The organism is Pseudomonas sp. Irchel 3H3 (genome assembly GCF_900187635.1).
GTDB lineage: Bacteria > Pseudomonadota > Gammaproteobacteria > Pseudomonadales > Pseudomonadaceae > Aquipseudomonas.
Window position 1 is genome coordinate 88,996 of sequence record NZ_FYEC01000017.1, and the last position, 26,345, is coordinate 115,340.

Consider the following 26,345-nt stretch of genomic DNA (forward strand, 5'->3'; position numbering starts at 1 on the left):
ACCTCACATGCCTGACTTCTCTGGCTTGCCGTTGGTGATCGAGCCGGGCGACCTGCGCGCCCGCCTCGACGCCCGCGAACTGATCCTGGTGGACCTGACCAGCAGCGCCCGCTATGCGCAAGGGCATATCCCCGGCGCACGCTTCGTCGACCCCAAGCGCACCCAACTGGGCCAGCCGCCAGCACCGGGCCTGATGCCGTCACAGGCGGCACTCGAAGCCCTGTTCGGCGAGCTGGGGCATAACCCTGATGCGGTCTACGTGGTGTACGACGACGAAGGCGGCGGTTGGGCCGGGCGCTTCATCTGGCTGCTGGATGTCATCGGTCACCACCGCTATCACTACCTCGACGGTGGGTTGCTGGCCTGGCAGGCCGAAGACTTGCCGCTGTCTGGCGAGGTTCCGGCGGCGGTCGGCGGCCCAGTCGGGCTGACCTTGCACGAGGGCCCCACGGCCACCCGCGAGTACCTGCAAAGCCGCCTCGGCGCCGCCGACCTGGCGATCTGGGATGCACGCGGCCCGCTGGAGTATTCCGGGGAGAAAGTCCTGGCGGCCAAGGGCGGGCATATTCCCGGGGCGATCAACTTCGAGTGGACCGCGGGCATGGATCAGGCGCGTCAGTTGCGCATCCGCAGCGACATGCCACAGATCCTCGAGCAGCTTGGCATTACCCCTGACAAAGAAGTGATTACCCACTGCCAGACCCACCACCGTTCTGGCTTCACCTATCTGGTGGCCAAGGCACTCGGTTATCCGCGGGTCAAAGGCTACGCCGGTTCATGGGGCGAATGGGGCAACCATCCCGATACGCCCGTTGAGATTTAAGGTTTTTAAGGACAGTTAATGAAAAAGCGTTTGTTTATCCTCAGCCAGTACCTGCTGCCCCACCACCTGCTCTCGCGTCTGGCCGGCTGCATTGCCGAATGCCGCGTGCGCTGGTTCAAGAATGCCTTCACCGCCTGGTTCGCCAAGCGCTACCAGGTAGACATGTCCCAGGCGCTGGTCGAAGACCTGACCGCCTACGAGCACTTCAACGCGTTCTTCACCCGCGCCTTGAAAGACGGTGCTCGGCCACTGGACCAGACCCCGGGCGCGATCCTCAGCCCGGCCGACGGTGCGGTCAGCCAACTCGGCCCGATCGAGCACGGCCGTGTGTTCCAGGCCAAGGGCCACAGCTTCAGCGTGCTGGAACTGCTGGGTGGCGACACCGCGAATGCCGCGCCGTTCATGGGCGGCGACTTCGCCACCATCTACCTGTCGCCCAAGGATTACCACCGCGTGCACATGCCGCTGGCTGGCACCCTGCGCGAAATGGTCTACATCCCGGGGCGGATCTTCTCGGTCAACCAGACCACCGCCGAAAACGTACCGGAACTGTTTGCCCGCAACGAACGTGTGGCCTGCATTTTCGACACCGAGCGTGGCCCGATGGCCGTGGTCCTGGTGGGTGCGATGATCGTTGCCTCGATCGAGACCGTCTGGGCCGGGCTGGTCACGCCACCCAAGCGCGAACTGAAGACCTTCCGCTACGACGAAGCCGCCCGCGCACCGATCCACTTGGAAAAAGGTGCGGAGCTGGGTCGCTTCAAGCTGGGTTCGACGGCGGTGGTGCTGTTTGGCCCGGATCAAGTGCAGTGGGCTGAAGAACTGGCCGCGGGTTCGCCAGTGGTGATGGGCCAGGGTCTCGGCTCACCAAAAGCCTAAAGTCCACGCTGTACCTTGTGGGAGCGGGCTTGCCCGCGAAAGCGTCGGCACAATCAACATAGATGTTGAATGTACCGGCCTCTTCGCGGGCAAGCCCGCTCCCACATTTATAGGTGGTGTATCAGAGTTGACCGTCGCGGTCGCGGAACCCCAGCAGATACAGGACTCCATCCAGCCCGAGGGTGGAAATCGCCTGTTTGGCCGACTGCTTGACCAGCGGCTTGGCGCGGAACGCCACACCCAACCCGGCAATCGCCAGCATCGGTAGATCGTTGGCCCCGTCACCGACTGCAATGGTCTGTTCCAGACGCAATCCTTCCTTGTGCGCCAGTTCGCGCAGCAGATCCGCCTTGCGCTGGGCGTCGACAATCGGCTCGACCGCCACCCCGGTGACTTTGCCGTCGACCACTTCCAATTCGTTGGCAAACACGTAGTCGATGCCCAGCTTGGCTTGCAGCTGCTTGGCAAAGTAGGTGAAGCCACCCGACAGGATCGCCGTCTTGTAACCCAGACGCTTGAGCTCGGCGAACAGGGTTTCGGCGCCTTCGGTCAAGCGCAGCGAGGCGCCGATGGAATCCAGCACACCGACGTCCAGGCCCTTGAGCAAGGCCAGGCGTTCCTTGAAGCTGGCACGGAAATCCAGCTCGCCAGCCATGGCCCGCTCGGTGATTTCAGACACCTGCTCACCGACGCCGGCCGCCTTGGCCAGTTCGTCGATGACTTCGGCCTCGATCAGCGTCGAGTCCATGTCGAACACCGCCAGGCGACGGTTGCGGCGAAACAGCGAGTCTTCCTGGAACGCGATATCGACGTTCAACTCCTGGGCCACGCTGAGGAACTCGGCCCGCAGCGCTTGCGGATCAGCCGCCTCGCCGCGCACCGAAAACTCGATGCAGCCCTTGCCCTTGTCGGCCGGAGTGTCCAGCGGCATGCGCCCGGACAGGCGGTCGATATGGTCGATGTTCAGGCCGTACTTGGCAGTGATCGAGCTCACGCTCTGCAATTGCTCGGCTGTCACTTTGCGCGTCAGCAGGGTCACGATGTGGCGTTTTTTACCCTGGTTGCCGACCCATTGCTGGTAGTCCTCTTCGGAAACCGGGGTGAACCGTACCTGCTGATCAAGCTTGTAAGCCGTGAACAGGATGTCCTTGAGCACCGACTTGCCTTGCTCGGTGTCGGGAATTTCAACCAGGATGCCGAACGACAGGGTGTCGTGGATCACCGCCTGGCCGATGTCGAGAATGTTCACACCACCCTGGGCCAGAACACCGGTAATGGCCGCAGTCAGACCCGGACGGTCGACTCCCGTGATGTTTATCAGGACGATTTCGCGCAAGGCGCACCCCCGCAAGTGGAAAAAAACCGCATTCTACCCACATTCAGTGACCATCGGGCACAGCGAGCGCTTTGCCGGTCTGGGGGCTATCGCTATACTGCGCGTCAACTCCACGGACAAAAGAGCCGAGCTCAGTGAACCGGCCCACGCCAGTCAAACCCGATAACTTCTTCCTGCTGATCTTCCGTGCACTGCGCCACCGCCGTGTACCGATTGCATTGCGCATTGCCAGCCATAACGTGATCCTGGTCGCATTGGCCCTGGTGATCTACGCCTGCGTGATGGGTCTGCAGTTCAAACAGGCAATGCACGAACAGGCCGATGCCCTGGGTCAGAGCCTGACCACCCAGACGGCAACCTCGGCCACCGAGCTGCTGGTGTCCAACGACATCCTCAGCCTCAACGTGCTGCTGAACAACCTGACCAAGAACCCCTTGGTGGCCCACGCCGCTATTTATAGCGTGGACAACCGGATCCTGGCCGAGGCGGGGCAACGTCCCAAGCAGGGCCTGCTGGGCGAAACCCAGGGCATGTACGAGAGCAAGATCACCTTCCAGGACGTGTCGGCCGGGCAACTGCGCATCAGCCTGGACATGCAGCAGTTCGAACAGCCGATGACCATCAGCCTGCAGAGCATGGGCATTCTCAGCGCCATCCTGCTGGCCCTGGCGTTGGCCCTGAGCCTGCGCCTGGGGCGCAACATCTCCACGCCACTCCTGCAATTGCGGGTGTGGCTGCGTGACATCGACGAACACACCCCGGCCACCCAGCGCCAGGACGAGATCGGCGACCTGGCACGCCAGCTGCACGCCAGCTTTGCCCCTGAGCCGGTAGCGCCGGCGGTGGTTGACGAGCCGGAAATCGATGAGTTGGATGATGTCGAGGACGACGAGCCAGCGTTCGAAGTGCGCAACCTGCGGGACCCGAGCTTCGATGAAAGCGCCCCGGTGGCCAGCCTGAAAGCGGCGCCCCGGCACGTGATCAGCGCCGAAGAAGACGAAACGGACGACGATGAAGACCCGTTCGCCGATGTTCGCGACAGCGCCACCAGCGCGGTAGTCGTCAAGCCACAGCCCAAGGTCGTCGCCTCCAGCCAGCCGCAGTTCAGCGCCGTGCTCGCCGTGCAACTGGGCGCCCAGGAGCAGCTGCGGCGCCTGCCGCGGGCACGCCTGACCGAGTTGTTGGACCGCTACCGCGACTGCCTGGACCAGGCTGCGTCGCTGTACGAGAGCGAGCTGCACACGCTCAACGACGGCAGCACCCTGATGCTGTTCCACACCCAGGACAGCGGCGAAGACTACCTGACCAACGCCATCTGCTGCGGTGAGCTGTTGCGTGCCCTCGGCCATCAGTTGCAGATCGAAGTCGCCGACAGCGGCATCACCCTGCAATTGCAACTGGGCCTGACCCTGGGCGAAGAACTCTTCGGCCTGAGCCAGATCGACCTGCTGTTGACTGAAACCGCCCAGGACGCTCTCGCCCTCTCCCAGCACAGCCGTAACCTGCTGCTGGTGGAGCGCAAGATCAGCGACGACGCCTTGATCCGCCAGCGGGCCCGCATCCGTCCGATCGCCAGCCCTGAAGGCGCCTGCTGCGTCGAGCGCCTGATGGAACCCTACCCTTCGATGCTGGAGCGGCAACTGGCGCGCATGCACGAGACCCGCGCCTAAGCCCGACCGCGCCCCACCCAAGCCCGCAGCCGAGTAATCGCTTGCGGGCTTTTTATTGCGTCCCGCAGTTGCCAAGGGGGGGCAGCTCCATTGGACCAGGTAGGAGCGAGCTTGCTCGCGAAGAACCCAAGAACAACGCGCTGATTCAGACAATGCACGTCATCGTTAACGTCCATCGCGAGCAAGCTCGCTCCTACAAGCAGCAGTTTCGGGGTCGGCAGAAACAACAAAACCCGCACGGGGCGGGTTTTGTGGGGGCGACGTGCAGCTTAGAAGCGGAACACTTCCATGTCCGTGCGAATAGGCGCGGCCATCGGAATCTTCGGCTGTTTCTCACGTTCGGCGGGCGCCGTGGGTTTTGCCGCAGCAGGCTTGCGTGGAGCTTCGGCAACAGGTGGCTGGTTGGCCAGCGGCTTCAGGGCCACCGACAACTGCTCGGCCAGGCGCTGCAACAGCACGCCCTGGGCTTGGACCTGTGCAGCGGTGCCGCCGGCATGTTGCTCCTGCAGGTGAATGATGCGGTTATCGCGGACCTGGCCGCGACGGTCGATCAAGCGCCACTGGGCGTCGAGCACCGCCGGTTGCGATTCGCCGGAGTCCAGGCGGGTAATCGACAGCAATACCTGCACATCCGGGGTAAACCCCAGGGTCGCCGGTGCCAGGACCACGCGCTGGCTGTCCAACTGACCCGCGACCTGACGCAGTAGCAACTGATTGATGTCCGAAGACAGGCTGCCCGCCCAACGACCGTCGGTCGACGCTTGCAGGCTGCCGTCCGGTTGACGCTGCAACAGGGTTTCACGCTGCAGGTAATCGGCAATCAACACCGGCCCCAGCAACACCGCCATGCCTGAGCTTTGCGCAGGCTGTGCCGGGGTGCCGCTGTCCAGCTGATACAGCGACACCGGCTGGTGAACGCTGCAACCCGCCAGGCCAAGAACGCCAGCGAGCAACAAAATTAGAGGAAAGCGCAGAACAGTCATCATCCCATCCAGGTGACGGCCACAAGGCCAGCCACTGTGAAAATACTCAAAAAATATGAAGAACGCTCGACCACGCCGGCGCTTGAAAGGCCATATCATCCGTGAATATGCCTTGCGACTCCAGCGCGAAAGCATCGATCTACGCGTTAAATCGTAGATCGAGCGCTCTAGACCGCTTAATTGAGAGTTTCTACCAATAGTGCATCGACCCGCTGGAAGCCCCGCGGCAGTTTATTGCCCCGGCGTCCACGCTCACCCTTGTAGTGCTCCAGGTCATCGGCCTTGAGTGACAGTGTGCGCTTACCGGCCTGCAATACCAGCGTCGCGCCTTCCGGCAGCACCGCGATATCCGTGACATATTCCTCGCGGTTAGCTACACGTTCGCCGGGGATACCGATGATTTTGTTGCCTTTACCCTTGCCCAGCTGCGGCAGGTCGCTGATTTTGAAGATCAGCAGGCGACCTTCGGTCGTCACCGAAGCCAGCCAGTTCTCGTCACGGTCTGCGACCGGACGCGGCAGGATCACCTTGGCGTTGTTCGGCAGGCTCAACAGCGCCTTGCCCGCCTTGTTCTTGGCTTGCAGGTCCTCACCCTTGACCACGAAGCCGTAACCCGCGTCGGAGGCGATCACGTACAAGCCATCATCCTCTGGCATCAGGACACACTCGAAGGTCGCACCCGGTGGCGGAGTCAGACGGCCGGTCAACGGCTCGCCCTGGCCACGGGCCGACGGCAGGGTGTGGGCCGGCACCGAGTAACTGCGTCCGGTGGAGTCGATGAACACCGCAAACTGGTTGGAACGACCGGCAGCAGCAGTCTTGAAACCGTCCCCGGCCTTGTAGGAAAGGCCGGTTGCATCGATATCGTGGCCCTTGGCCGAGCGTACCCAGCCTTTTTCCGACAGCACCACCGTAACTTTCTCGTTCGGCAGCAGATCATGCTCGGTCAGCGCCTTGGCTTCGGTGCGCTCGACAATCGGCGAGCGACGGTCGTCGCCATACGTCTCGGCATCCTTGAGCAGCTCGGTGCGTACCAGCTTCTTGAGCTTGGTTTCGCTGCCCAGCAGGGCTTGCAGCTTGGCCTGTTCCTTGAGCAGTTCGTCCTGCTCGTCGCGCAGCTTCATCTCTTCCAGGCGTGCCAACTGACGCAGGCGCGTGTCGAGGATGTAGTCGGCCTGGATTTCGCTCAGGGCAAAACGTTCGATCAGCTTGGCCTTGGGATGCTCCTCGGTGCGGATGATATGGATCACTTCATCCAGGTTGAGGTAGGCAATCAACAAGCCGTCCAACAGGTGCAGGCGACGCTCGACCTTGTCCAGGCGGAACTGCAGGCGGCGACGCACCGTGCGCACCCGGAACTCCAGCCACTCGACCAGCAACGCGCGAAGGTTCTTCAGCTGCGGCTTGCCGTCCAGGCCAATGATGTTGATGTTGACCCGGTAGGTGGACTCCAGCTCCGTGCTGGCGAACAAGTGCTGCATCAGGGCTTCATGATCGACCCGGCTGTTGACCGGAATGATCACGATCCGGCACGGGTTCTCATGGTCGGACTCATCACGCAGGTCGGCGATCTGCGGAGCCTTGGACGGCTTGGCCTGCATCATCGCGGCAATCTGCTCCAGCACCTTGGCCCCGGAAACCTGGTGCGGCAGCGCGGTGACGATGATGTCGCCGTCTTCGACGTGGTACACGGCGCGCATGCGCACCGAGCCCTTGCCGGTCTCGTACATTTTCAGCAGGTCGGCGCGCGGCGTGATGATTTCCGCCTCGGTCGGGTAGTCCGGGCCCTGGATGTGCTCGCACAGTTGCTCGACCGTAGCCTTGGGCTCATCGAGCAAGCGCACGCACGCCGTGGCGACTTCGCGCAGGTTGTGCGGCGGGACGTCGGTGGCCATGCCCACGGCGATGCCGGTGGTGCCGTTGAGCAGGATGTTCGGCAAGCGTGCCGGCAACACCAGCGGTTCATCGAGGGTGCCGTCGAAGTTCGGCCCCCAGTCGGCCGTGCCCTGCCCCAGCTCGCTGAGCAATACTTCGGAGTAACGCGACAGCCGCGCTTCCGTGTAACGCATGGCGGCGAAGGATTTCGGATCATCCGGCGCACCCCAGTTACCCTGGCCGTCCACCAGCGTGTAGCGGTAGCTGAACGGCTGGGCCATCAGCACCATGGCCTCGTAGCAGGCAGAGTCGCCGTGCGGGTGGAACTTGCCGAGCACATCACCGACGGTACGCGCGGATTTCTTGTGCTTGGAGTCAGCGTCCAGCCCCAACTCGCTCATGGCGTAGACAATACGTCGCTGCACCGGCTTCAGGCCGTCGCCGATATGCGGCAGGGCCCGGTCCATGATCACGTACATGGAGTAGTTGAGGTAGGCATTTTCGGTGAAGTCGGCCAGTGAGCGGCGTTCTACGCCGTCCAGGCTGAGATCCAGGGAGTCGCTCATGCGGGCCTCATCATTTCGTGGTCTGGCGCAGCAGCAAGGTGCCACCGCGCTGGGTAAATTCGAGTTGTTTCAGGGCGCTCATGCCCAGCAGCACTTGATCGCCGCTCAAGCCTGGCGCCACCAGGGCGCGCACGTCATGCAAGACAATGTCGCCCAGTTTCAATTGTTGCAGTCGGGTCCGGTAGCCCTGGCTGCGGCCGTTGGCCGTGCTCAGGGTGACCGCGGCACCTTTTTCCAGATTCAGCCGTTGGGCCAGGCCGGCCGGGATCGACACATCGGTGGCCCCAGTATCGAGCATGAAGTTCACCGGCTGACCGTTGATCTGGCCATCGGCAACGAAGTGTCCCTGGCCATTACCCACCAGCTTCACCTCGATAAACCCCTCACCCTGCTGCGAACTGACCTGGGTGTTGGGATTTTCCTGGCGCTGTTCCCAGTCACCGAAAAACCGCGTTGCCAGGAACAGCCCGGCACACCAGGCGAGCACCAGCAGCACCCGACCGGCGCGTTTTCCCGGCGCCTGCTGACTCATGACTTGGCGCTCCAGCCACCCTGCGGCGCAGCGAAGCGCCAGACGATCGGACGGACTTCGCCGTCAGCCCGGGCGCCGTTGTTGTTGTCGATGCCGATCCAGGCACCTGAGGCGTCGATCACCAGCGCCTCGGCCAGGCCGTAGGCTTGCGGATAACGCCGCGGCGCCTGCAAGGCATCGGCGGCATACGACCAGCAACGCTCGACCTGGGCCGTCACCGCGTCACGGCGGCAGATTTCATAGGCATTGCGCTCCAGGGTAAAGAGCTTGCCGTCGAACCACGCCAGGTCGGCGAAGTCCCGGGACACCGGCCGGGCATGGGGAAACTGCGCCGGTTGCATCTGTGTACCGGCTTCGCTGAGCAGCACGCAGGCACCGTCGCAGTCCCACACGGTTTGTTGCCGCTTGAGCCGCAACAGCCCACGTCGCTCACGCTCGGCCGCCAGCCACAGCTGGTTGCCCTCAGGGTCGACAGCCAGGCCTTCAAACAGCGCATTGAAGTGCAGCAACATGCCACTGGCCCGCGCTTCGCGCACCAGCATCGGGGAAATCTTCAGCCATTGCGCGGCGCCCGTCGGCGGCACCTGCAACACCGCTGCATGGGCCTCGCTGACGATGTAGCGATTGCCGGCCTTGTCGCAGCTGATGCCCTCGAAATCGAAGTTACCACCGCGCACGATCGACGACGCCCAGGTGCGCGACTTCAGCCCCCAGGGCAAGCCGCTGTCAGGCACCGGCGGCACGTCGACGGGCACCGCTTCGGCCTGCCAGACACCCTCGCCGGTGGCGAGACGGTATATCTGCCCATCGTCGCGATCGGAAACCGTCCACAGTTCATTGCCGCATTGCGCCAGGCCCGACAGGTTGCCGCCGTGCATGCCTTGCACGGCATGCTCGGACAGCATCGTCAGCTCAGGCGCCGGCTGCGCGAACGCAGCACCTGCCCGCAACAACCACGGGAGGGCAAAACCGCTCCGCATCAGGCCAGAACCTCGGCCAGGTTGCCCTTGGACTCCAGCCAGGACTTGCGATCACCTGCACGTTTTTTCGCCAGCAGCATGTCCATCATTTCCGAGGTGGCGGCAAAATCATCCAGGGTCAATTGCACCAGGCGCCGGGTGTTCGGGTCCATGGTGGTTTCGCGCAGTTGCGGCGGGTTCATTTCACCCAGGCCTTTAAATCGGGTGACCTGGGGCTTGCCGCGTTTCTTCTCGGCCACCAGGCGGTCGAGAATGCCATCGCGCTCGGCTTCGTCGAGGGCGTAGTAGATTTCCTTGCCCAGGTCGATCCGGTACAACGGCGGCATCGCCACGTAGACGTGACCGGCATCCACCAGCGGGCGGAAATGCTGGACGAACAAGGCGCAGAGCAAGGTGGCGATGTGCAGACCGTCGGAGTCGGCGTCGGCGAGGATGCAGATCTTGCCGTAGCGCAGTTGGCTCATGTCCGCCGCGCCCGGATCGACACCAATGGCGACGGCGATGTTGTGCACTTCCTGGCTGGCCAGTACTTCGCTGCCGTCCACTTCCCAGGTATTGAGGATCTTGCCGCGCAGCGGCAGGATCGCCTGGAACTCTTTGTCCCGCGCCTGCTTGGCCGAGCCGCCGGCGGAATCACCTTCCACCAGGAACAGCTCGGAGCGCATCGGGTCCTGCCCGGCGCAGTCGGCGAGCTTACCCGGCAGGGCCGGCCCCGAGGTAATGCGTTTACGCTCGACTTTCTTGCTGGCCTTGAGGCGACGGCCGGCGTTGTTGATCGCCAGCTCCGCCAGGAGCATGCCGGTTTCCGGGTTGGCGTTGAGCCACAGGCTGAACGCGTCCTTGACCACCCCGGACACAAACGCCGCCGCCTCGCGGGACGACAGGCGTTCCTTGGTCTGGCCGGAGAATTGCGGCTCCTGCATTTTCATCGACAGGACGAACGCGATGCGCTCCCAGACGTCTTCCGGCGCCAGCTTCACTCCACGCGGCAACAGGCTACGGAACTCGCAGAACTCGCGCATCGCATCGAGCAGGCCCTGACGCAGACCGTTGACGTGGGTACCGCCCTGCGCCGTGGGGATCAGGTTGACGTAGCTTTCCTGCACGCTGTCGCCGCCTTCGGGCAACCACAGCAGCGCCCAGTCGACCGCTTCCTTATTACCAGCCAGGCTGCCGCAGAACGGCTCGTCCGGCAGGCGCTCGAACTCACTGACCGCGTCCACCAGGTAGGAACGCAGGCCGTCTTCGTAGTGCCACTCGACTTTTTCGCCGGTGGCCTTGTCTTCAAAACTGACCAACAGCCCCGGGCACAACACGGCCTTGGCCTTGAGCACGTGCTTGAGGCGGCTGATGGAGAATTTCGGCGAATCGAAATACTTCGGATCCGGGGCAAAGAACACGCTGGTACCGGTGTTGCGCTTGCCGACACTGCCGACCACTTCCAGCTCGGTTTTTTTGTAACCGTCGGCGAAAGTCATCTGGTATTCGTTGCCGTCACGCTTGACCCGCACCCGGACCTCGGTCGACAGGGCGTTGACCACCGAAATGCCGACCCCGTGCAAACCACCGGAGAACTGGTAGTTCTTGTTGGAGAACTTACCGCCGGCGTGCAGTTTGGTGAGGATCAGCTCGACGCCCGAGACGCCCTCTTCCGGGTGGATATCCACCGGCATGCCGCGGCCATCATCGCTGACTTCCAGCGAGTGGTCGGCGTGGAGGATGACCTGGACCGATTTGGCGTGCCCGGCCAAGGCTTCGTCGACACTGTTGTCGATGACTTCCTGGGCAAGGTGGTTCGGCCGACTGGTGTCGGTGTACATGCCGGGGCGTTTACGCACCGGGTCGAGGCCCGAGAGGACTTCGATGGCGTCTGCGTTATAAGAGCTAGCGCTGGGAGTGGCCATGGGGTCTCGTCGTCAGTCGTTCATGAAAATAGGGGCAAGGGTTCACAGTGCTGTGAAATCGATCGCCTGGTACACATCTGCGCCAATGCCGGCAAAACTCAACAGGGCCGGCATCTGTCCGGCAAATCCCTGGAAACTATGGTCGCCGCCGGCCTGGATGCGCAACGCACAGGCTCGGTAATACTGTTGGGCGAGGCGATAGTCCAGCGTTTCGTCGCCGGTCTGCAGCCACACCTGGTAGCGCCGTGGGTCCTGGGGCGCCGGCACTTCCAGCTCGGCCAGGGCCGTGATGTGGTCGTGGGTCAATTCCCAGGTCTGTTCGGTATACAGGTTTTGCTGCGTCCCCAGGTAGCCGTCGAACATCCGGTGCGGACTGACGGCAGGGTTGACCAGCAGGGCCTTGAGGCCATGGAGCTCGGCCAAGTGAGTGGCATAGTAGCCGCCGAGTGAGCTGCCGACCAGCAGTGGCCGTCCCAGCTCGGCAATCGCCTGCTGTAACTGACCGATGGCCTCACGCGGGTGATGATGCAGGGCCGGAACGCGCAATTGGTCAGCCAGCCCCAGACGCTCCATCACTCCGATCAGCTGGCTGGCCTTTTTCGACGCAGGCGCGCTGTTGAAGCCATGGATGTAGAGGATCGAACCGGACATTTGAGCTCCCTGGCGGTCGGCAAAAGAAAGCGCAGTTTACAGGGAGTCGGGCATATCGCGAGCAGGCTCGCTGCCACATTTGTTTCCTGTGTGGGCGTAATCCCTGCTCGCGATCGCCGTGAAGCGGTGTTTCTGCTCAGTAACCGTCAGAACCGTAATCGACCGTGAAATCGAATCCGATGACCCGCTCCACTCCGGTTTCCAGCCGCCCATCGGGCAACAGGCGCAGCCAGCGGTAGCCTGGCGCCAGGGTGTCGACCCGGAAATCTTCGCTGCCGGGCTCGAACTGGATACAGGTCGAAGGCGACGCCAACAACCGCACGCCGTTGCGCAGTTGGTCGATTTCCTGATGCACATGCCCCCATAACACGGCGCGCACCTGGGGAAAGCGGTCGAGCACGGCAAACAGCGCTTCAGGGTTACGCAAGCCGATCGGCTCCATCCACGGACAGCCAATGGGCACCGGGTGATGATGGAAACACACCAGATGATGACGTTCGGGCGCTTCGCTCAGGGCGCGGGCGAGCAATTGCAGTTGATCGTCCTGCAGGTAGCCCGGCACCGAACCCGGCACGGCGGAATCGAGCAAGGTGATCCGCCAGTTGCCGATGTCCAGCAACGGTTCCAGCAGCGAACTCTGCACGGCCGCCTGGGCCATGACCTGCGGCTCGTCGTGGTTGCCCGGAATCCAGCGGGCAGGCGCGTCGATCTGCTCGCTCAAGCGGCGAAACAGCTGATAGGAGGCCAAGGTGCCGTCCTGGGACAGATCGCCCGTGGCAATCACCAGGTCCACCCGGGGCTGTTGCGCCCGCACCAGCTCGATCACCGCCCTCAGGCTGTCGCGGGTGTTCATGCCCAGCAGCGTGCGGTCAGCCTCGGCAAACAGATGGCTGTCGGAAAGCTGCACCAGCAGGACCGGGTCGTTGGCGGTCAGAGTCGATACGCTCGGCAAGGCGTTCTCCCAAGGCGCGATCACGCAGGTGGATAAGTGGCGCAATTATGCTGGGGCATGGGTAAAAGAGGAAAGCCGTGAACCGGACACAGTTCACATCTGCCGCTTAACGCACCACTTCGTATTCGTGCCCGCACGCCAGGCAATGGCTCAGCCATTCGCCGAGGAAGACGTTGAGCTGGGACTTTTCGTCAGGCTGGTGCATGAAGGCATTGGGGTAAGGATAGATGCCGCGAAAGCGCCGCGCATGTTCGGCGCTGATCACTTCGGCCATGCGCGCATCGTGATAGACCTGCACCTCCAGCTGCGGCACCGGCAGCCAGGGCAGGCTGTGTTCCTGGCGCACACGCAGGGTGGTGGTGTAGGGACAGGTCAGCAGGACCTCGAGGGTCAGCACCCCGAGCATCTGGTCGCCCTGGGTCATGGCGATGCGCCGCGCCGCCGGCGTATTGCGCATGTCCGGCAGCAGCCGCAGCAAGCGGGCATAGTTGGCCTCGCAGGCGCTTTGCAGCCCCACCAGGTCGACCCGATAGCGGTCGCGCTGTTTGTTTACGACCATAGCCCCCTCACTTCAACGCGGTTCAAAGCCAGCCATTGCAAGGCAATAATGCTCGCCGCGTTGGAAATCCGCCCATCACGCACGGCCTGCAGGGCATCTTCAAAGTCCCAGACCGTGACGCGAATATCTTCTGCTTCCTCCAGCAACCCATGCAGGCCGCCAGCCCCCGTACTGTCACACCGCCCCAGGTACAGGTGCACGTATTCAGTGCTACCGCCAGGCGACGGAAAATAGTTGAGCATCGGCCACAACGCCGTGAACTCAAGCCCAGCTTCCTCCTGCGCTTCACGGTGAGCAACTTCTTCCGGTTGTTCGTCCTTGTCGATCAGACCGGCGACCAGCTCGATCAACCACGGGTTGTCGGTCTTGCCCAGGGCCCCCACGCGAAATTGTTCGATCAACACCACCCGGTCGTGCTGCGGATCGTAGGGCAGGACGCAGACTGCATCGTGACGCACGAACAGTTCGCGATTGATTTCCCGGCTCATGCCACCGGCAAACAGCTCATGGCGCAGGTGTACCCGGTCGAGCTGGTAGAAGCCCTTGTGGCAGTTCTCGGTGCGCACGACGTCGACGACAGTCGGGGTGGCATTGGTAAAGTCAGTCATCACAATCCTCGTCTACTGCAGATCCGCTACGAGGCTCCAACCTCGACTTCGCGCCATCCTAACGCGCTCGCCACCTTTGATGCAGCCCCTTTGCAGTTGCCGGGATAGACGGCAGGGGGGCAAACCTACTCTAATTGACACTATTGAGCTTAGTGGCGAACTGACCGCCCCGCTGGCAGTCGAAGCCGGTAACTTTTTGCCTACCCTTGATCCATGAAGGACGCCCATGTCACTTTTGAAAATCGCCTCCGTGGCCTGTATCGCCCTGACCCTGGGCGCCTGCCAAAGCCTGTTCGAGCCTAGCTACAAGGCGCCGCTGGAAACCCTGCGCGACACCGCAGAGACTATCAAGCCCGGCTGCACCGGTGCCGAATGCCCGCTGGTCAACATCGATCTCGTGCGCTTCCCCGGCGAACCGCAACTGGATGGCATCATCGAACGACGCCTGCTGCAAATGACCCCCACCACCGCCGATGCACCACTGCCGGCTTCGCTGGCGGCCTATCGCGAGCAGTTCCTGCGCGATGCCGCCCCGCGCAACAGCAGCTACTTGCAGGCCAAGGTACGCGAGCAGCATGACGGACTGGTGATCATCGAGCTGTCCAGCTATCTGGACAACGGCACTGCCACTGGCAAGCCGGGACGCGGCTTCATCAACTACTCGCGCCAGGAGCACAAGGTGCTGACCCTGGCCGATATGCTCAAGCCGGGCGAGGAACAGGCATTCTGGAAAGCCGCCCAGGTAGCGCACAACAGCTGGCTGATCAGCACCCGCCTGGATCAGGAAGCGCAATTCCTCAAGGCCTGGCCGTTCAAGCAAACCCCCAACGTTGCTCTGACCACCGCCGGGGTGATGCTCAAGTACGACGTGAACACCATTGCGCCTTACGCCCTGGGCCACGTCGAGTTGAAGATTCCTTATTCGCGCCTGGGTGGCATCCTCAAGCCCGAGCTGTTTCCCGCCCGAAAGTAACGATACGGCCCAGCACCAGCTGCAACAGCCCTGCCAGAATCAGCGCCGGCAGGGTTGCGCCCAGCTCGGGATAAAGATTGGCCAGCAAGTGATAGGTAACCACCCCGCCCAACCAGGCGCACAGGGCTGACCCGCGCAACGCCGCGCAGGTCGCCTGGGCACCGCGCTTGCGCAGGATGAAGTGATCCACCAGCACCACACCGAACAACGGCGCGAACACCGAGCCGATCAGCAGCAGGAAGTTCTGGTACTGGGCCAGTGGCGCCAGCAGGGCGATCAGGGTGCAGATCACACCGATAGCCAGGGCCAGGTGCTCGACCTTGAGCCGTGACAGGGTCGCGCTGGACACTGCCGCCGAGTGAATATCGGCAAAGGCGTTTTCCGACTCGTCGAGCAGGATCAACAGCAGCGGAATCCCCAGGCCGGCACCGGCCAGCGCCAACAGCAAGGCATTCACGTCACCGCTGGGGGCAAACGCCAGGGTGTAGGCCACGCCCAGGCTCATCAGCCAGAAGTTACCGATGAAAAAGCCCAGCGCCGTGCCGCCGAAGACATTTTTCGCGCGCTTGCCGAACCGCGAGTAGTCCGCAATCAGCGGCAGCCAGGACAGGGGCATGGCGATCGCAATGTCGAAGCCCACGGCGAACGGCATCGAACCGTCACCGGCCTGGGCCCACAACGCAGCCAGGTCAGCCTTGGCAAACAGGTTCCAGGTCAGCCAGATGCACGCTGCCAGCAACAGCCAGATGCCCCACTTGCGCAGGATCTGCCGCACGAACGTCAGGGGGCCGCTCACCGCCAGCAGGGTCGCCAGGGCGCCGAAGAACAGGGTCCACATCAGCGGGTTGGCCATCAGGCTGCCCTCGCTGAATCCGCGGGCGCCCAGCAGGCTGGCGGCATCGCGCATGACGATGATCTCGAACGAGCCCCAACCGATCAACTGCAGCAGGTTGAGCAGCGCCGGCAGGCTTGCGCCCTTGCTGCCCAGAGTCAACTTGAGCGCAGCCATGGACGACAGGCCGGTGTCGCTGCCGATCACGCCGACGGCCGCCAGCAGCAGCACGCCGACCAGGGTGCCGAGGAAAATCGCCAGCAACGAACCCGACAGGCCCAGGCCCGGCGCAAGCAAGGCGCCGGTCTGCAGGACCATCAGGCCGATGCCGAGGGAAAACCACAGGGAGAACAGATCACGGCCGCCGAAGACACGTTTGTCGCTCGGCACCGCGATATCGGGTGAATAAGTGCTGGGTTGAATGCTCAAGGGTGTTATCTCAGAGGGACATTTGTTGTTGTTTAGATCGCTATCGCGGGCAAGCCCGCTCCCACATGGACTGCATAAATCCTGTGGGAGCGGGCTTGCCCGCGATGGGGCCCTCTCAGGCCCCGACCCTTCAGGTCAGATCAAACCTTCTTGTACAGCTGGCTGCCTTCCTGCTTGAAGCGCTCGGCCTGTTCGGCCAGGCCTTGGGCGACGTCCACGTCCACCGCTTCGATCCGTTGGTTGGCCGCATACTCGCGGACTTCCTGGGTGATCTTCATCGAGCAGAATTTCGGCCCGCACATCGAGCAGAAATGCGCGACCTTGGCCGAGTCCTTCGGCAGGGTTTCATCGTGGTACGAGCGGGCGGTGTCCGGGTCCAGGCCGAGGTTGAACTGGTCTTCCCAGCGGAACTCGAACCGTGCCTTGCTCAAGGCGTTGTCGCGGATCTGCGCGCCCGGATGGCCCTTCGCAAGGTCGGCGGCGTGGGCAGCGATCTTGTAGGTGATGATCCCGGTCTTCACGTCATCCTTGTTCGGCAGGCCCAGGTGCTCCTTGGGCGTGACGTAGCAGAGCATGGCGCAACCGAACCAGCCGATCATTGCGGCACCGATGCCCGACGTGATGTGGTCGTAACCCGGGGCGATGTCGGTGGTCAGCGGGCCGAGGGTGTAGAACGGCGCCTCATCGCAGCACTCCAGCTGCTTGTCCATGTTCTCCTTGATCAACTGCATCGGCACGTGGCCCGGGCCTTCGATCATGCACTGCACGTCATGCTTCCAGGCAATCTTGGTCAGCTCGCCGAGGGTTTCCAGCTCACCGAATTGTGCAGCGTCGTTGGCGTCGGCAATCGAGCCCGGGCGCAGGCCATCGCCCAGCGAGAAGCTGACGTCGTAGGCCTTCATGATTTCGCAGATGTCTTCGAAATGGGTGTAGAGGAAGTTTTCCTTGTGATGCGCCAGGCACCACTTGGCCATGATCGAACCACCACGGGAAACAATGCCGGTCACGCGCTTGGCGGTCAGCGGCACATAGCGCAGCAACACGCCGGCGTGGATGGTGAAGTAGTCGACGCCCTGCTCGGCCTGCTCGATCAACGTGTCGCGGAACAGCTCCCAGGTCAGGTCTTCGGCGGCGCCGCCGACTTTTTCCAGGGCCTGGTAGATCGGCACAGTGCCGATTGGGACTGGCGAGTTGCGGATGATCCACTCACGGGTTTCGTGAATGTGCTTGCCGGTGGACAGGTCCATGACCGTGTCCGAACCCCAGCGAATGCCCCAGGTCAGTTTCGCCACTTCTTCTTCGATGGACGATCCGAGGGCACTGTTGCCGATGTTGCCGTTGATCTTCACCAGGAAGTTACGGCCGATGATCATCGGTTCCAGTTCGGTGTGGTTGATGTTGGCCGGGATGATCGCGCGGCCGCGGGCGATTTCCTCGCGCACGAATTCCGGGGTGATGATTTTCGGCACGCTGGCGCCGAAGCTGTGGCCGGCGTGTTGCTGGTCCAGCAGGCCGGCCGCGCGGGCCACTTCCAGCTTCATGTTTTCGCGGATGGCGACGTATTCCATCTCGGCGGTGATGATGCCTTGGCGCGCGTAGTGCATCTGGCTGACGTTGGCCCCGGCCTTGGCGCGGCGCGGGTTGTTGACGTGGGCGAACCGCAGCTTGGTCAGCTCGGCATCGGCCAGGCGTTCCTGGCCGAAGTTGGAACTCAGGCCTGGCAGGCGCTCGGTGTCGCCACGGGCTTCGATCCACGGCGAGCGCACGTCGGCGAGGCCTTTGCGCACGTCGATGATGACGTTCGGGTCGGTATAGGGGCCGGAGGTGTCGTAGACCACGACAGGCGCATTGATTTCACCGCCGAAGTCGGTCGGGGTGACGTCCAGGCTGATTTCGCGCATCGGCACCAGGATGTCCGGGCGCGTGCCCTGGACATAAATCTTTTGCGAGCGGGTAAAGGGCTGCACCGATTGTTGATCGACCTTGGCCGATTCACTCAAGTGGGTCGCATTTTTTAGTTTTGTGGTCATCACGGGCTCTCCAGACAGCATCCAGGCAGTGGATTGTCGGAGCAGAACCTGAAAGGCACGGAGGCACCAGGACTGGTGCTGTGCATCATCTCGCGAAGCGTTCGATTGTCGAACAATATCCCGGACGAAGCACAAGAGGACTCGCCGGGTGACGAGAAATCTTGTTCCCTACGCAGGCGCTAACCTGATCAGGTTCAACGGGATCCGAAATTATTCGATCTCAGCCTCATAGCAAGGCACCCCGACAAGAACCCGGCCAGTCTAGACATAACCACCCAAGAACGCCAACCCCGGATTAAACAGCGTGATGAATGGCGTAATTGCAGGATTGTTGCCCCAGGTCACCACAACTACACTCGCTACGCCATGCCACGCCTTGACGCTGACGGGCCCGCGCCGTAGCTTGGCGCTCTATTTCTTGTCGCATTTTCAATTCTAGGGATCGCCTCATGCTGCGCAAACTCTCACTGGCTCTCGCCGTGTCTTGTGCGTCCAATGGAATGGCCTGGGCAGCAGACACGCCCCTGTCGACCAAGACCGACCTGGTCAGCGTCTACCAGGAGGCAGTCGACAACAACGCCGACCTCGCGGCGGCCCGTGCCCAATACGGCGCGCAAAAGGAAGTCGTGCCCCAGTCGCGCGCCGGCCTGCTGCCGAACCTCTCCGGTGGTGCGGAAATCGCCAACGTGCGCACCGACATCGACACTCCGGCGGCCATTGCCAACCGCAACGCGCATTTCTACCAGGCAACCCTGGCCCAGCCGTTGTTTCGCGCCGACCGCTGGTTCCAGTTCCAGGCCGCCAAGGATGTCAACGAACAAGCCGCGTTGCAGCTCTCGGCCACCGAGCAGGACCTGATCCTGCAGACCGCCCAGACCTACTTCAACGTGCTGCGCACCCAGGACAACCTGGCCTCGACCAAAGCCGAAGAAGCCGCCTTCAAGCGCCAGTTGGACCAGTCCAACGAGCGCTTCGACGTCGGCCTCTCGGACAAGACCGACGTGCTGCAGTCGCAAGCCAGCTATGACACTGCCCGCGCCAACCGGATCCTCGCCCAGCAACAGGTGGATGACGCGTTCGAGGCCCTGATCACCCTGACCAACCGGCAGTACAACTCGATCCAGGGCATCGTCCACACCTTGCCGATCCTGCCGCCGGCGCCCAATGACGCCAAGGCCTGGGTCGACACCGCCGCCCAGCAGAACCTCAACCTGCTGGCCAGCAACTACGCGGTCAGCGCGGCCGAAGAGACCCTCAAGCAACGCAAGGCCGGGCACGCACCGACCGTCGATGCCGTGGCGCAGTACAAGAAGGGTGACAACGACGCCTTCGGCTTCAGCAACCCTAGTGCCTTTGGCCAGCCCTACAGTGGTGACGTGACCCAGACCACCGTCGGCCTGCAGCTGAACATTCCGATCTACAGCGGCGGCCTGATCAACTCCCAGGTCCGCGAGTCGTATGCACGCCTGGACCAGAGCGAGCAACAACGTGAATCGCTGCGCCGCCAGGTGGTGGAGAACACCCGCAACCTGCACCGCGCGGTGAACAGCGATGTCGAGCAAGTGCAAGCGCGCCGCCAGTCGATCATCTCCAACCAGAGCGCGGTGGAAGCCACTGAAATCGGTTATCAAGTGGGGACCCGCAATATCGTCGACGTGCTCGACGCCCAGCGCCAGCTGTACACCTCGGTGCGCAACTACAACAACAGCCGCTACGACTACATCCTCGACAACCTGCGCCTGAAACAGGCGGCCGGCACCCTGAGCCCGGGCGACCTGCAAGACCTCAAGCGCTACCTCAAGGCCGACTACAACCCGGACAAGGACTTCCTGCCACCGGACCTGGCCAAGGCTGCGGCCGAGCAGTTGAAAGCCCGACCTTGAGCTGACACTCAAACCCTTGTGGGAGCGAGCGCCCGCTTGCGGCTTGCTCGCGATGGCGGCGGCACATCCGACATCAATGTGACTGAGCAGCCGCCATCGCGGGCAAGCGGAGCGCCGCCCGGCCCGCTCCCACAAGGCGCTCGGTGTATTCAGGACCTATCGAGCAACCGCCCCAACCCATCCAGCAACCGCTGCAACGCGCCCTGGTTGGCGCGCATCACGGTCAATCCCGCTTCGGCCATTTGCTGCGCATCGCGCGGCAGTTCGAACAGGCGCTGCACCGCCACCGCCAGCCCATGGGCGTCCTCCACCTCTTGCAGGGCCTTGGCATTGCGCATCAACGCCGCGATCTCGAGGAAGTTGAACAGGTGCGGGCCACTGAGTACCGGCTTGGCCAATGCCGCCGGCTCCAGCAGGTTATGCCCGCCGTTCGGCACCAGGCTGCCGCCGACAAATGCACTGTCCGCCAAGGCATAGAGAAACAGCAGTTCGCCCATGGTGTCGCCGAGCAGCACCGCGGTATCGGCGTTGACCGGCGCGCCGCTGGAGCGCCGGACCGTGTTGAAACCCTGCTGCTGGCACAGCTCGAACACCGAGTTGAAGCGCTCCGGGTGACGCGGCACCAGAATCAGCAACGCGTCCGGGTGGCTGGCGAGCAACTGCCGATGAGCCGCCAGCACTACCTCGTCCTCACCCTCATGGGTGCTCGCGGCGATCCACACCGGTCGCTGGCTCGCCTGCCATTGCTCACGCAGATCGCTGGCGCGTTGCAGCAAGGTCGGGTCGATGCTCAGGTCGAACTTGATCGAACCCGTTACCTCGACCGTTTCCGCCCGCGCCCCTAGCGCCCGGAAGCGCTCGGCTTCGGCATTGGTCTGCACAGCGAACAGGCTCATTTCGGCGAGCATCGGCTGCGTCAGTTGGCGAAAACGCCCGTAGCCCTTGGCCGAGCGTTCGGAGAGCCGGGCGTTGGCCAGCGCCACGGGAATCGCGCGCTTGGCGCATTGGTGAATATGGTTGGGCCACAACTCGGTTTCCATGATCACCGCCAGCTTGGGCTGGACCCGGTCGAGAAAACGCGCGGCGGCACAAGGCAAGTCGTACGGCAGGTAGCAGTGCTGGATCCGCGGTTGATTGGCGAACAACGCCTGGATTCGCTCCGAGCCGGTCGGCGTCATGCAGGTGACGGTAATCGGCAGCTGTGGATAACGCTCCAGCAGCGCACGAATCATCGGCGCCGCGGCGATGCTCTCGCCCACCGACACCGCGTGCACCCAGATCCCGCCGGGCGCCATCGGTGGCAGGCCGATGGAAAATCGCTCGCCGATACGCTTGGCGTACGCCGGCGCCTTGCGCGAGCGCAGCCACAGTCGAATCGCCACCAATGGCAGCCCCAGGTAAAACAATGCGGTATAGAGGGTTCTGTTCATGGGGCCGGAGTTTATCGACTTTTTCAGCCAATCGCCTGCAACTGCACGGCAAAACGTTCGGCCAGCCACCGCGCCGCCGGCCCCAGCGTCTCATCGCGGCGCCAGACCAGCTCCACCACCAGCGCCGGCGGCGTCCACTCGCTGAGCAGTTCGACCATCTGCCCCTGATACGCGGGGTACTGCACCACGTGCCGGGGCAACCAACCCCAGCCCAGGCCACGCATCAGCCATTCCGCCAGCACGTAGAAGCTGTCGGCGCGCCAGACCTGCGGACTGGCCTGTTCACTGCCGGGGTAGACGCTGGAATGGGTGGCCATCAACAGTTGCCGGTGCTGGGCCATTTGCTGGCAATTGACCTGGCCACCCGCCGCCAGCGGATGCCCCACGCCACACACGGTGACCATCTCGACACTGCCCAGCACCCGCCGCTCCAGCGCTTCAGGGATCTGCTCGTGATAAAACAGCAGGCCCAGGTCGGCCTGGCGCTGGACCAGCTTGCGCGCGACATCGCCCTGGGCGGCACTGGCCAGTTGCACCTCCAGGCTGGGGAATTGCTCAGCCAGCGCCTCCAGGCTGTCGAGCACCGGCTGATAGGGCATCGCCTCGTCCTGGGCCAGGCGCAGGCGCGCCTCCTGGCCACGCATCAAGGCCTGCGCCCGGCCATTGAGACGCTCGCACTGGCGCAACACTTCCCGCGCCTCTTCCAGCAAGGCGCTGCCGGCCTCGGTCAGCCGTGGCTGGCGGCCGCTGCTACGCTCGAACAGGCTGACACCCAGGTCCGCCTCCAGCAGTGCAATCGAACTGCTGACCGCCGACTGCGCCTTGCGCTGGTCGCGGGCCACGGCAGAAAACGAGCGCTGCTCGGCGACGCTGACGAACAACTGCATCTGTTCCAGGTTCCACTGAATACTCATGCTGTAACCCATCTTCAAATCAGATAGGTAATGACTTTACCGCATCTAAGGAATCACTAGAATGCCGACCTCAGAAAGCAACACTTCATACGAGGATTGACCCATGACCGCTTACTACTACCTGGCCATCGCCATCTGTGCCGAAGTGATTGCCACTGTTTCGATGAAAGCGGTCAAAGGTTTCAGCACGCCCCTGCCACTGGTGCTGGTGATCGTCGGCTATGGCATCGCCTTCTGGATGTTGACCCTGGTGGTGCGCAGCGTTCCCGTCGGCGTGGCGTATGCAGTGTGGGCCGGCATGGGCATCGTGATGGTCAGCGTCGCCGCGCTGTTCATCTATGGGCAGAAGCTCGATGTTCCGGCCATGCTGGGCATGGCGCTGATCGTGCTCGGGGTGGTGGTGATCCAGCTGTTCTCGAAAACCGCCGGGCACTGACCCACGGCAGCCGCTACATAGCGCTCGGCATGAATCTGTATACTGCGCCCCTAGTCTTGAACACTGAGGTCGCCGCATGCCATCCGTTATTTCCACCGACGTACTGATTGTCGGCGCTGGGGTTGCCGGGCTCTGGCTGAATGCACGCCTGCGCCGCCAGGGGTTTGCCACCGTGCTGGTGGAGAGCGCCAGCCTCGGCGGTGGGCAGAGCGTCAAATCCCAGGGAATCATCCATGGCGGCGCCAAGTACGCGCTGCATGGCGCCCTGACAGGCGCCTCGGAAGCCATCGCCGACATGCCGCGGCGCTGGCGCGAGGCCCTGGCCGGTGACGGCGAGCTGGACCTGTCCGGCGTGCGCCTGCTCTCCGAAGCCCATTACCTGTGGTCCCCCGGCACCCTGGCCGGCAACCTCACGAGTTTCTTCGCCAGCAAGGCCGTGCGTGGACGGGTCGACCAGGTCAAGGGCGAGCAATTGCCGCCAGCCCTGCAAGACAAACGCTTCAAGGGCAAGGTCTATCGCCTGGCCGAGTTGGTTGTCGATGTCCCCAGCCTGATCAGCCGCCTGGCGCAACTGGCCGGTGATGGCCTGCTGGCTGCACAGCAGATCGAACCGTTGCTGGAAGACGGTCAGTTGGTCGGCCTGCGGGTCGACGAGCGGGAGATCCGCGCGCAACGCATCGTCCTCAGCGCCGGCGCCGGCAATGCCGACCTGCTCGCCGCCCTGGGCCTCAGCCAGCCGGCCATGCAATGCCGGCCGCTGCACATGATCCTGGTCAAGGGCCCGAGCCTCAAGCCGCTGTACGCCCATTGCCTGGGCGGCGGGCCAAAACCGCGCATCACCGTCACCACCCATCCGACGGCCGATGGTCAATGGGTCTGGTACCTGGGCGGTGATATTGCGGAAGCCGAAGGTGTAGCACGCGAACCCGCTGCGCAAATCGCCGCCGCGCAAAAAGAACTCGGGCAACTGCTGCCCTGGATCGACCTCAGCCAGGCGCAGTGGGCAACCTTGCGCGTCGATCGCGCCGAGCCGCAGCAGTCGGGCCTGAGCCGTCCCGACAACGCCTTCCTCGCCGAGCGGGACCGCCTGCTGGTGGGCTGGCCAACCAAGCTGGCGCTGGCCCCGGACTTTGCTGACCGGGTGCTCGCTGCCCTGCAGCGCGACGGCATCCAGCCGAGCCACCCAGCACCCTTGCCCGACCTGCCGAAACCACCCATGGCGGTACCGGCCTGGGAGCAACTGCTGCCATGAGCCAGGCCACTCTGCACGACTTGCACCGCCCGCTGGGCAGCACCGGCCTGCGGGTTTCGCCACTGGGCCTGGGCACCGTCAAGCTGGGTCGCGATCAAGGGGTGAAGTACCCCAACGGTTTCCAGATCCCCGACGACGACGAAGCGCGCATGCTGCTCAAGCTGACTCGCGACCTGGGCATTAACCTGATCGACACCGCCCCCGCCTATGGCCGCAGCGAAGAACGCCTCGGCCCGCTGCTGCGTGGCCAGCGCGAAGACTGGGTGATTGTCAGCAAGGTCGGTGAAGAGTTCGCCGACGGCCAGTCGCGCCACGATTTCAGTGCCGCCCATACCCGTTTCTCGATCGAGCGCAGCCTGCAACGTCTGGAAACGGATTTTATTGACCTGGTGCTGGTGCACTCGGACGGCAACGACCTGGCGATCCTCAACGACAGTGAGGTCTACCAGACCCTCGCCGCGCTCAAGGCCGAGGGCAAGATTCGCGGTTTCGGCTTCTCCGGAAAAACCGTCGAAGGCGGCCTGAAGGCTCTGGAACAGGGCGATTGCGCCATGGTCACGTACAATCTCAACGAACAGGCCGAGCGGCCGGTGATCGACTACGCTGCTGCACACGGCAAAGCGATCCTGGTCAAAAAAGCCCTGGCCAGCGGTCACGTGTGCCTGAGTCCGGGGGTGGACCCGGTACGTGCCAGCTTCGAGTTGTTGTTTGCCCAACCCGGGGTTGCCAGTGCTATTGTCGGGACCATCAATCCGCTGCACCTCGCCCACAATGTGGCGACCGTTGCTCAAGTCCTAGCCAGTCGTTGAACCGCCGCCGAGGCGGCCGACCCCGACGCAAGAAGGAGCCGACATGCCGCGCACGCTCATAAGAAAGAACCCCAGCAACTTCAAGACCCTGCCGTTATACGTCGAAGCGACTCCCGAAGGCCTGAGCTACCAGAGCGTCGGGATGCCGCTCAACTTCTCCCAGACCCTGCAACGTCGACGCCCGGTCACGGTGGCCAATGCCGAACACTTTGCCCTGGAGCTGGCCAACCTCGGCGTGTCAGTGCGCCTGACCCTGCATTGGCAGAATCGCGACTATTGGGTGTTGGTGCGCCAACGCCGCCAGGACCGTGGCGATGTGGTGCTCAAGCTGATTTCCGGTTACGTTCCGGCCCACGAGCTGAATCTGCCGCTGCACACGGCGATTCAGGAGATCGCCGAAGAATGCCTGCTGGAAACCCCGGAAGGCTGGCTCGGCGGTCGGTTCAACGACACCTGGCTGCCAGCGCCCTATGCCACCGCCCTGCATTACCGCGAAGCCATGCCGTTTCGCCTGACCCCGGAGTCGGGCGCGGCACGCCCGGTGCGCTGCGCCAACCTGCAATTGATTGAGCGCCCACGGGCCTACGTGCACCTGCCCACGGCGTCGCTGCAACTGATTTACGATTTGCGCCTGGATGTGCCCAAGGAAGCCAAGTCCCTGAGCCTGTTCCATGTCGACGAGCGCCTGGAAGGCGATCAACTGGTCGCCCGCCTGGATCGCAAGCGCCCGGACCTGTACCTGATGCCCCTCAAGGATGGTCAGCCGCTGCCCGAGCTCTACACCCTGAAAAAGGATCAGTTGTACCCGGCGAGCACGCGTGGTCTGTACCTGGCCGAGAGTTTTGCCCGGCAGGAAGGCTGGCTGGTACGCGATGAACGAATCAAATGGAAGGACTGGCTCAAGCAACAAGGCTTGAGCCAGCCAGGCAAGCCGTCAGGCTTGAGCCGCCTGACCGGCAAGGCCAGGCAACTGCTGAAGAAAATCGTGCCGCGCAAGGCGACCCGATAAACGCGGGCGGTGGCGAGGGAGCAAGCCCTC

General features: G+C 63.2%; 23 protein-coding genes and 1 riboswitch. Of the genes, 9 read left to right on the top strand and 14 right to left on the bottom strand.

Translation table 11 applies throughout. The features are described 5' to 3' along the window. Nucleotides 1-7 precede the first annotated feature (7 nt). A complete protein-coding gene (rhdA, locus tag CKW24_RS18475; RefSeq protein WP_095169602.1) occupies nt 8-823 on the top strand; it encodes a thiosulfate sulfurtransferase in 816 nt (271 codons plus the stop codon). 18 nt (nt 824-841) lie between these two features. After that, nucleotides 842-1,702 carry an archaetidylserine decarboxylase gene (gene asd, locus CKW24_RS18480; protein ID WP_095169603.1) on the top strand — a complete coding sequence of 287 codons (861 nt, stop codon included), beginning with the start codon at nt 842-844 and terminating at the stop codon, nt 1,700-1,702. Between the two features lie 121 nt (nt 1,703-1,823). On the opposite strand, the gene serB is transcribed toward asd, so the two are convergent. Beyond that, on the bottom strand, nt 1,824-3,038 hold the full coding sequence (gene serB, locus CKW24_RS18485; RefSeq protein ID WP_095169604.1) for a phosphoserine phosphatase SerB: 1,215 nt from the start codon (nt 3,036-3,038) through the stop codon (nt 1,824-1,826). Nucleotides 3,039-3,172: 134 nt separating this feature from the next. Between serB and CKW24_RS18490 the strand changes: the two genes are divergently transcribed. Next, nucleotides 3,173-4,708: an AhpA/YtjB family protein gene (locus CKW24_RS18490; RefSeq protein WP_095169605.1), complete on the top strand. Its 1,536-nt coding sequence runs from the start codon at nt 3,173-3,175 to the stop codon at nt 4,706-4,708. Between the two features lie 269 nt (nt 4,709-4,977). On the opposite strand, the gene CKW24_RS18495 is transcribed toward CKW24_RS18490, so the two are convergent. From CKW24_RS18495 to CKW24_RS18535, 9 genes are all read right to left on the bottom strand, one after another. Beyond that, a complete protein-coding gene (locus CKW24_RS18495; protein WP_095169606.1) occupies nt 4,978-5,691 on the bottom strand; it encodes a membrane integrity-associated transporter subunit PqiC in 714 nt (237 codons plus the stop codon). Between the two features lie 176 nt (nt 5,692-5,867). Further along, on the bottom strand, nt 5,868-8,132 hold the full coding sequence (gene parC / locus CKW24_RS18500) for a DNA topoisomerase IV subunit A (RefSeq protein WP_095169607.1): 2,265 nt from the start codon (nt 8,130-8,132) through the stop codon (nt 5,868-5,870). A gap of 10 nt (nt 8,133-8,142) precedes the next feature. Continuing rightward, nucleotides 8,143-8,664, bottom strand: a complete 522-nt coding sequence (locus CKW24_RS18505; RefSeq protein WP_095169608.1) for a TIGR02281 family clan AA aspartic protease — start codon at nt 8,662-8,664, stop codon at nt 8,143-8,145. Further along, the gene (locus tag CKW24_RS18510) at nt 8,661-9,644 is read right to left on the bottom strand and encodes an esterase-like activity of phytase family protein (protein WP_095169609.1); all 984 of its coding nucleotides are present in this window, start codon (nt 9,642-9,644) and stop codon (nt 8,661-8,663) included. Before CKW24_RS18510 ends, CKW24_RS18505 begins: the two co-directional genes overlap by 4 nt. Beyond that, nucleotides 9,644-11,548, bottom strand: a complete 1,905-nt coding sequence (gene parE, locus CKW24_RS18515) for a DNA topoisomerase IV subunit B (protein WP_095169610.1) — start codon at nt 11,546-11,548, stop codon at nt 9,644-9,646. The genes CKW24_RS18510 and parE overlap by 1 nt, the downstream gene beginning before the upstream one ends. A gap of 42 nt (nt 11,549-11,590) precedes the next feature. Next, complete coding sequence (locus CKW24_RS18520) at nt 11,591-12,199, bottom strand: YqiA/YcfP family alpha/beta fold hydrolase (RefSeq protein ID WP_095169611.1); 609 nt, start codon at nt 12,197-12,199, stop codon at nt 11,591-11,593. Nucleotides 12,200-12,335: 136 nt separating this feature from the next. Continuing rightward, complete coding sequence (cpdA, locus tag CKW24_RS18525; protein ID WP_095169612.1) at nt 12,336-13,151, bottom strand: 3',5'-cyclic-AMP phosphodiesterase; 816 nt, start codon at nt 13,149-13,151, stop codon at nt 12,336-12,338. A gap of 106 nt (nt 13,152-13,257) precedes the next feature. Further along, entirely contained in the window at nt 13,258-13,710 is a 453-nt protein-coding gene (locus CKW24_RS18530) for a DUF1249 domain-containing protein (protein ID WP_095169613.1), read from the bottom strand. Then, entirely contained in the window at nt 13,701-14,318 is a 618-nt protein-coding gene (locus tag CKW24_RS18535; protein ID WP_095169614.1) for an NUDIX domain-containing protein, read from the bottom strand. Before CKW24_RS18535 ends, CKW24_RS18530 begins: the two co-directional genes overlap by 10 nt. A 226-nt stretch (nt 14,319-14,544) precedes the next feature. Between CKW24_RS18535 and CKW24_RS18540 the strand changes: the two genes are divergently transcribed. After that, nucleotides 14,545-15,291, top strand: coding sequence for an RsiV family protein (locus CKW24_RS18540; RefSeq protein WP_095169615.1), 747 nt, complete (start codon nt 14,545-14,547; stop codon nt 15,289-15,291). On the opposite strand, the gene cytX is transcribed toward CKW24_RS18540, so the two are convergent. Next, nucleotides 15,260-16,552 (bottom strand): putative hydroxymethylpyrimidine transporter CytX, encoded by a 1,293-nt coding sequence (cytX, locus tag CKW24_RS18545; protein ID WP_095169616.1) that lies wholly within the window; start codon nt 16,550-16,552, stop codon nt 15,260-15,262. The two genes, CKW24_RS18540 and cytX, sit on opposite strands and share 32 nt — an antisense overlap. A gap of 140 nt (nt 16,553-16,692) precedes the next feature. Beyond that, nucleotides 16,693-18,582 (bottom strand): phosphomethylpyrimidine synthase ThiC, encoded by a 1,890-nt coding sequence (gene thiC / locus CKW24_RS18550; protein ID WP_095169617.1) that lies wholly within the window; start codon nt 18,580-18,582, stop codon nt 16,693-16,695. Between the two features lie 148 nt (nt 18,583-18,730). Beyond that, nucleotides 18,731-18,836, bottom strand: a riboswitch (TPP riboswitch). Nucleotides 18,837-19,031: 195 nt separating this feature from the next. On the opposite strand from thiC, the gene CKW24_RS18555 reads away from it, so the two are divergent. Beyond that, nucleotides 19,032-20,465, top strand: coding sequence for a TolC family outer membrane protein (locus tag CKW24_RS18555; RefSeq protein WP_095169618.1), 1,434 nt, complete (start codon nt 19,032-19,034; stop codon nt 20,463-20,465). 149 nt (nt 20,466-20,614) lie between these two features. Here CKW24_RS18555 and waaA read toward each other — a convergent pair whose 3' ends face one another. Both waaA and CKW24_RS18565 read right to left on the bottom strand, forming a co-directional pair. Then, nucleotides 20,615-21,895, bottom strand: coding sequence for a lipid IV(A) 3-deoxy-D-manno-octulosonic acid transferase (gene waaA / locus CKW24_RS18560; RefSeq protein WP_095169619.1), 1,281 nt, complete (start codon nt 21,893-21,895; stop codon nt 20,615-20,617). Between the two features lie 23 nt (nt 21,896-21,918). Beyond that, nucleotides 21,919-22,809, bottom strand: a complete 891-nt coding sequence (locus CKW24_RS18565; protein WP_095169633.1) for a LysR family transcriptional regulator — start codon at nt 22,807-22,809, stop codon at nt 21,919-21,921. 103 nt (nt 22,810-22,912) lie between these two features. Here CKW24_RS18565 and CKW24_RS18570 point away from each other — a divergent pair, with 103 nt between their 5' ends. The 4 genes from CKW24_RS18570 to CKW24_RS18585 all read left to right on the top strand — a co-directional run bounded on the left by CKW24_RS18570 (nt 22,913) and on the right by CKW24_RS18585 (nt 26,315). Beyond that, on the top strand, nt 22,913-23,245 hold the full coding sequence (locus tag CKW24_RS18570) for a multidrug efflux SMR transporter (RefSeq protein WP_015093202.1): 333 nt from the start codon (nt 22,913-22,915) through the stop codon (nt 23,243-23,245). A gap of 76 nt (nt 23,246-23,321) precedes the next feature. Next, nucleotides 23,322-24,497, top strand: coding sequence for an FAD-binding oxidoreductase (locus tag CKW24_RS18575; protein WP_095169620.1), 1,176 nt, complete (start codon nt 23,322-23,324; stop codon nt 24,495-24,497). Next, nucleotides 24,494-25,306 carry an aldo/keto reductase gene (locus CKW24_RS18580; RefSeq protein WP_095169621.1) on the top strand — a complete coding sequence of 271 codons (813 nt, stop codon included), beginning with the start codon at nt 24,494-24,496 and terminating at the stop codon, nt 25,304-25,306. The genes CKW24_RS18575 and CKW24_RS18580 overlap by 4 nt, the downstream gene beginning before the upstream one ends. Nucleotides 25,307-25,349: 43 nt before the next feature. Beyond that, nucleotides 25,350-26,315 (top strand): metal ABC transporter ATPase, encoded by a 966-nt coding sequence (locus tag CKW24_RS18585; protein WP_095169622.1) that lies wholly within the window; start codon nt 25,350-25,352, stop codon nt 26,313-26,315. The last annotated feature ends 30 nt before the right edge of the window (nt 26,316-26,345 follow it).

What these genes read in the sequence shown, in the direction of transcription:
- waaA (WP_095169619.1), bottom strand. Translation starts at nt 21,895, where the DNA reads ATGAACAGAACCCTCTATACCGCATTGTTTTACCTGGGGCTGCCATTG.
- CKW24_RS18510 (WP_095169609.1), bottom strand. Translation starts at nt 9,644, where the DNA reads ATGCGGAGCGGTTTTGCCCTCCCGTGGTTGTTGCGGGCAGGTGCTGCG.
- CKW24_RS18585 (WP_095169622.1), top strand. Translation starts at nt 25,350, where the DNA reads ATGCCGCGCACGCTCATAAGAAAGAACCCCAGCAACTTCAAGACCCTG.
- parC (WP_095169607.1), bottom strand. Translation starts at nt 8,132, where the DNA reads ATGAGCGACTCCCTGGATCTCAGCCTGGACGGCGTAGAACGCCGCTCA.
- CKW24_RS18555 (WP_095169618.1), top strand. Translation starts at nt 19,032, where the DNA reads ATGCTGCGCAAACTCTCACTGGCTCTCGCCGTGTCTTGTGCGTCCAAT.
- CKW24_RS18535 (WP_095169614.1), bottom strand. Translation starts at nt 14,318, where the DNA reads ATGACTGACTTTACCAATGCCACCCCGACTGTCGTCGACGTCGTGCGC.
- CKW24_RS18530 (WP_095169613.1), bottom strand. Translation starts at nt 13,710, where the DNA reads ATGGTCGTAAACAAACAGCGCGACCGCTATCGGGTCGACCTGGTGGGG.
- thiC (WP_095169617.1), bottom strand. Translation starts at nt 18,582, where the DNA reads ATGACCACAAAACTAAAAAATGCGACCCACTTGAGTGAATCGGCCAAG.
- CKW24_RS18495 (WP_095169606.1), bottom strand. Translation starts at nt 5,691, where the DNA reads ATGACTGTTCTGCGCTTTCCTCTAATTTTGTTGCTCGCTGGCGTTCTT.
- CKW24_RS18570 (WP_015093202.1), top strand. Translation starts at nt 22,913, where the DNA reads ATGACCGCTTACTACTACCTGGCCATCGCCATCTGTGCCGAAGTGATT.
- rhdA (WP_095169602.1), top strand. Translation starts at nt 8, where the DNA reads ATGCCTGACTTCTCTGGCTTGCCGTTGGTGATCGAGCCGGGCGACCTG.
- CKW24_RS18575 (WP_095169620.1), top strand. Translation starts at nt 23,322, where the DNA reads ATGCCATCCGTTATTTCCACCGACGTACTGATTGTCGGCGCTGGGGTT.
- CKW24_RS18520 (WP_095169611.1), bottom strand. Translation starts at nt 12,199, where the DNA reads ATGTCCGGTTCGATCCTCTACATCCATGGCTTCAACAGCGCGCCTGCG.
- CKW24_RS18505 (WP_095169608.1), bottom strand. Translation starts at nt 8,664, where the DNA reads ATGAGTCAGCAGGCGCCGGGAAAACGCGCCGGTCGGGTGCTGCTGGTG.
- parE (WP_095169610.1), bottom strand. Translation starts at nt 11,548, where the DNA reads ATGGCCACTCCCAGCGCTAGCTCTTATAACGCAGACGCCATCGAAGTC.
- asd (WP_095169603.1), top strand. Translation starts at nt 842, where the DNA reads ATGAAAAAGCGTTTGTTTATCCTCAGCCAGTACCTGCTGCCCCACCAC.
- CKW24_RS18565 (WP_095169633.1), bottom strand. Translation starts at nt 22,809, where the DNA reads ATGAGTATTCAGTGGAACCTGGAACAGATGCAGTTGTTCGTCAGCGTC.
- CKW24_RS18540 (WP_095169615.1), top strand. Translation starts at nt 14,545, where the DNA reads ATGTCACTTTTGAAAATCGCCTCCGTGGCCTGTATCGCCCTGACCCTG.
- CKW24_RS18580 (WP_095169621.1), top strand. Translation starts at nt 24,494, where the DNA reads ATGAGCCAGGCCACTCTGCACGACTTGCACCGCCCGCTGGGCAGCACC.